This is a genomic window from Chitinophaga skermanii (assembly GCF_003259335.1).
Lineage (GTDB): Bacteria > Bacteroidota > Bacteroidia > Chitinophagales > Chitinophagaceae > Chitinophaga > Chitinophaga skermanii.
The window spans coordinates 1-4179 of the sequence record NZ_QLLL01000020.1 but is presented as its reverse complement, the minus strand read 5'-3'; the positions used below and the strand labels follow the sequence as shown (position 1 = coordinate 4179).

The 4179-nt window shown below is 36.0% G+C and carries 8 protein-coding genes; 3 read left to right on the top strand and 5 right to left on the bottom strand.

From position 1 onward, the window contains the following. Positions 1-475 (bottom strand): hypothetical protein (locus LX64_RS25670; RefSeq protein ID WP_148707480.1); only part of this gene is annotated, 475 nt, incomplete at its 3' end. 96 nt (positions 476-571) lie between these two features. Then, positions 572-799: a helix-turn-helix transcriptional regulator gene (locus LX64_RS25665; RefSeq protein ID WP_111600565.1), complete on the bottom strand. Its 228-nt coding sequence runs from the start codon at positions 797-799 to the stop codon at positions 572-574. Between the two features lie 176 nt (positions 800-975). Here LX64_RS25665 and LX64_RS25660 point away from each other — a divergent pair, with 176 nt between their 5' ends. Genes LX64_RS25660 through LX64_RS26375 form a run of 3 tightly spaced genes read left to right on the top strand, consistent with a single transcriptional unit; the run spans position 976 to position 2083 of the window. Next, positions 976-1662, top strand: a complete 687-nt coding sequence (locus LX64_RS25660) for a sensor histidine kinase (protein ID WP_111600564.1) — start codon at positions 976-978, stop codon at positions 1660-1662. Beyond that, positions 1659-1958, top strand: a complete 300-nt coding sequence (locus LX64_RS25655; RefSeq protein ID WP_111600563.1) for an RNA polymerase sigma factor — start codon at positions 1659-1661, stop codon at positions 1956-1958. Before LX64_RS25660 ends, LX64_RS25655 begins: the two co-directional genes overlap by 4 nt. Then, on the top strand, positions 1958-2083 hold the full coding sequence (locus LX64_RS26375; RefSeq protein ID WP_262511797.1) for a hypothetical protein: 126 nt from the start codon (positions 1958-1960) through the stop codon (positions 2081-2083). Before LX64_RS25655 ends, LX64_RS26375 begins: the two co-directional genes overlap by 1 nt. Before the next feature lie 3 nt (positions 2084-2086). Here LX64_RS26375 and LX64_RS25650 read toward each other — a convergent pair whose 3' ends face one another. The 3 genes from LX64_RS25650 to LX64_RS25640 form a co-directional block, all read right to left on the bottom strand. Then, positions 2087-2386, bottom strand: coding sequence for a hypothetical protein (locus LX64_RS25650; RefSeq protein WP_111600562.1), 300 nt, complete (start codon positions 2384-2386; stop codon positions 2087-2089). Between the two features lie 130 nt (positions 2387-2516). Continuing rightward, positions 2517-3059, bottom strand: a complete 543-nt coding sequence (locus LX64_RS25645) for a hypothetical protein (protein ID WP_111600561.1) — start codon at positions 3057-3059, stop codon at positions 2517-2519. Between the two features lie 85 nt (positions 3060-3144). Then, entirely contained in the window at positions 3145-4089 is a 945-nt protein-coding gene (locus LX64_RS25640; RefSeq protein ID WP_111600560.1) for a DUF932 domain-containing protein, read from the bottom strand. Positions 4090-4179: the final 90 nt, after the last annotated feature.

Here is a 4179-nt window from a genome sequence, read left to right as displayed (position 1 = left end):
CAATGGCCAGCTCTCCGGGCAAAACCTTGTCCTGGTGCGCGGGATCTCCCGCTGCAGGAAGGCTCACGTTATCGCCAATATCCTTACAGCATTTAATATTTTTTCTTCCCTTTTTACTGGGCTGTGTAGAAAGAACTACCTTTTTTTCATTCTCTTTCAATTTTGCATCTTCAATCTCATTCAATGGCGTAGGTGGGCCTCCAATAAGGCATTTCCCAAATAAAAATTCTGGCTCATAGGTTACAACAATTTTATCAGTCTTTTTATTGGTAAAACTGTAAAATGTAGATTGATGAGTTACCTCTATTTTAAGGTTATCTCTAAGTTGATTAATAACACGGAAGAAAGCAGTAGAGAAACTGCTTGAAGTAAAAACCTTTGCATAGGTAGCGGCAACTTTTATGTTAATTTCATCCTGTGAAAATCTACCGCTTATTTGGTTGATAATGTCAAAAATGTGATCTTCGAGTAACATATATCGAAGTACATACGAAACTGACTACATACAAGATTGTACAGTTGCTTTATGAGCAACCACTTTGGGAATGCTACGGTTAACCGTAGCATTTTTTTATTTATTTTCTTCGATACTACTCAAATCAAGTAATCTATGTGGATGAACACCGAGTAATTTGGCAATTTTGAAAACCTGATCCAAACGAGGTTGTTGCTTGTTAGTAGCCCATTTTGAAATAGTTTGCGAACTAATACCCGCCATAATTCCAAGCTCGGAACCTGTTAAATCCTTTTCTGCCAAAACAGCTTTTAATCTGTTATATTTAACTTTAGCCTTGTCCATCTGGAACAAAGCTAATAATTTGATTTTTAATGGTTTTTATCGAATAAATTTATTTTATTAAACTTAATATACATTTATTAAACTATTTTGATATTTATATCTAAATAGTTTAATTTCATAGTTGAGAATTTTTATCCTCAAAAAAACATTTTTCTTGTTACTAATCCCAAATTGATATGGATGTTAAATCAGCGGCTCATAAAACAATTCCCACTAGTGAGGCTCTTTCTCTTATCGGGCCTGCCATACACGAAATAGGTTTGCTAGTACACTTAATTAACATTACGGTTCATGAGTTCAAGGAATTTTTACATAATGATTCTACTGAAAACGCCATTCTCGAATGTGTTCCCGCTTTGGAACACTGTGCATCGTCAATGAAGAATCTCCATGATCGATGGCGAGAAGCCTTAAATAATGAGGCGGCCTATCATGCTGATATTAGTTTCATTAACTTATGTAGCATATTCCAACAAGTTTATATTACCGCTTCTCCGTTGTTTAAAAAGGTGGGAAGGTTAGAATACGAAGTAGATAAAAATTTAGTTCCTACAATCGCAGGGGATTCAACCTACTTAATCCAAATTTTGATAAATCTTATCTCAAATGCGGTAAAACATAACTCACCAGGAATCCATATATTAATATCAGCCTTATATTACAACAAACACGAATACAAAATTACTATTGTGGATGATGGCGAAGGCTTTGCAAACTTCGACGGTGTATTTACAACGGAGATGGGGCACGGCTTAAATAATGTGAAAATGATGGTTACTACTTTAGGTGGTAATATTGCAGTGGAAAGGAAGGATGATAAAACAGTATTTACAATAACTTTACCTTATACCCCTTTTCTATGAGTAAAGTAAATCCCTCAGAACTTCTTCCCCTTGATGAGGGCAGCTTTTACGATCAATATTCCCAGGCTGTCTACGGTTTAATCTTGAAGAATGGCGTAGTAGAACCTAAAGCTAGCGATATAATGGTTGATATTTTTACCACAGCTCATAAACAAAGGCACCTATACACGGGTGACTACAAGGTATTTTCATGGTTGCTTAGAATAGCTGTAAAAGAGCTGGCAAAACATGTTGAATTAGAAAAAATAATAAAATCCCAAGAGAAAGGGTTGAACTTAAAAAGATTGGGGTATTAATGAAAAAGTTATTAAAAAAAATTCGGCGGTGGATTACACTTTACCGGCTTAGAAAAGAGGCAAACGCTTATGGTGTGCCCTTTAATGAATTTTTAAAGGAATCTGATAAGAAAAAAAATGAATAAAGTCTATTTGCTTTTCAAATGCACATAAATAGCAATTACCATAATCAGAATCGCTATTGATATGAAAAACCCACCGATGTAAAGGTGCCCAAAAAATTGGGCACCTTTTATCATCCATAACCCACAAAAAAGCATTGCCACTCCCATGCTGCAACAAATCAGTAGGCCACTTGTGTTGAATAATTCAGAAAAACCGGAAAACGTTTTCCTTTTGCCCGTAGCCTGATTAGTGCTGATTTTATCAACCCATTGTGTAATAGGTCCAGGGTCGGTAACTTTCTGTGCGTTATTAATCCATTTCATTGAAACGAATTTAATCAATTTATGCACTATTACTGGATTATCGCTTGGAAGGCCTCGCGAAAAAGCAAAATCAAGGAAATAAAGCTGGGCGGCGATTTTTTACCGCCCAAAATGTCACCTCTCAATTTACTTAACTTCCCGTTTCTATTAACCGGTTTAGCCTATGTCCTCCCCACTGTAAAAGAACATCTTCCCATGGAATTGTAAGCTCCCTATCATCAAAGTAGCCATATGTAGTAAAATATTCCTTCGCCCAATCAGCCAATATGTTAATAACGGAATTACTATTGTTATACTTCTCCATAAGCTGATCAGTAAAACGATAAGCCAATACGGAAGTTATTTTTACAACCTCGTTCCACCCTGTGATAGTGATAGCTGCAGGGTCAAATCTTTTTCCGTTATCATCCATTAAGATAAAATAGGTGGCCCCATGCGTTGCGCACCTTCTAAGCAACCTTACCAAATCTGTATAACCTGGTGCAATAGCGGGAACGTTTTGCAATTTCTCGCGCCAGTCGTTTACTGAATATAGATTTACTGAATCCTTTGATGGCGTAACATCTATATAAGCCAGAAGGTATTCTTCCGCTAAATTACAAGCGTCCAAACTTACTTCTTGCCTGTTAATCGCAACAAAGGTGATTAAATCCAAAATAATAGCTGTTTCCATAATACGTACAATATTTACAATATGTTATTATTATATAATAATGGCAATATGAACAATATAATATTATTCATATTGCCAAAAAATACTAGCACATTGCCACCAACTCAACTAACGCCTCATTATCCAATTTAAAGGCATTACCTATATGTTTGCTTGCTAGGCGAGCATTTGCTTTCTTGCTCGCAATAGGCATGATATGCGTTGTATAATGAGTAACACCGCTAAAAACCCCCCACAAAGTTTCACCTTTCGCGGTCATCTCTTTTGTGATAGAGCGAAGCAATTCTTCCGCACGGTTTTTAGCATAAGAACTAATATCTTTTTGTTCGCTCGTTGATTTTAAAATATCAACGTCGGTAACAGTATTCACAATTTTTGCGATGGATGTACGTGTAACAGGCGTTTCCGCCAATTTTATATATTTCTCGAAAAGGTTTTGTTCCGCCTTTTGTAGGGCGTCTATTTCCCTTAAGGCCTCTTCAATCTTAATTTTAATGGTGGAAGTATGACGGGCACTGTTTTTTAATGATTTGGAAGCGAGGGCAAAGGAATTTTTACAGCATACGGTAAAATTAGCAATACCCCATTTTAAAGAACAGCTTCCGTCGTGGCTATTAATTCCGGTATAATAACTTTTTACTGTGCTATTATTCGCACCGATACCTTGCAGCTCATTTGCTGAACTTAATTGTAAAAACACCTTACCACCGTCGTCAAACATACCACCGGTATGAATTTTATAGCCTGTTCTATCGCTTAAACGAAGGACTAGTTCTGCAAGCTCACTATTTTGATAAGGTTGATAGCTTTTCTTTACAGCTGCAAAAGTCTTGTTAGTATCTTCCCTTACAATACCGTAAAAACCGGTATTCTCTCCGGTTACCAGGTGCAAAGGTTTCTTTTGAACATCCCACCGTAAACCGAACTTTTCGAGAAGTTCGGCAACTTCTTCTCTCCGGTCATCGTTATTAACGGATAAAGAACTGAACGCGGATTTTAAAATACCATTGACAAAAGTGTTGTTTTCCATTTTTTAAATTTTTAGTTATTAATTAATTATTCAACACTACTAAGTTACTATTTTACTAGTAAACTAACAAATTATTTTATTAGTAAAATA

What these genes read in the sequence shown, in the direction of transcription:
- LX64_RS25665 (WP_111600565.1), bottom strand. Translation starts at nt 799, where the DNA reads ATGGACAAGGCTAAAGTTAAATATAACAGATTAAAAGCTGTTTTGGCA.
- LX64_RS25660 (WP_111600564.1), top strand. Translation starts at nt 976, where the DNA reads ATGGATGTTAAATCAGCGGCTCATAAAACAATTCCCACTAGTGAGGCT.
- LX64_RS25655 (WP_111600563.1), top strand. Translation starts at nt 1,659, where the DNA reads ATGAGTAAAGTAAATCCCTCAGAACTTCTTCCCCTTGATGAGGGCAGC.
- LX64_RS26375 (WP_262511797.1), top strand. Translation starts at nt 1,958, where the DNA reads ATGAAAAAGTTATTAAAAAAAATTCGGCGGTGGATTACACTTTACCGG.
- LX64_RS25650 (WP_111600562.1), bottom strand. Translation starts at nt 2,386, where the DNA reads ATGAAATGGATTAATAACGCACAGAAAGTTACCGACCCTGGACCTATT.
- LX64_RS25645 (WP_111600561.1), bottom strand. Translation starts at nt 3,059, where the DNA reads ATGGAAACAGCTATTATTTTGGATTTAATCACCTTTGTTGCGATTAAC.
- LX64_RS25640 (WP_111600560.1), bottom strand. Translation starts at nt 4,089, where the DNA reads ATGGAAAACAACACTTTTGTCAATGGTATTTTAAAATCCGCGTTCAGT.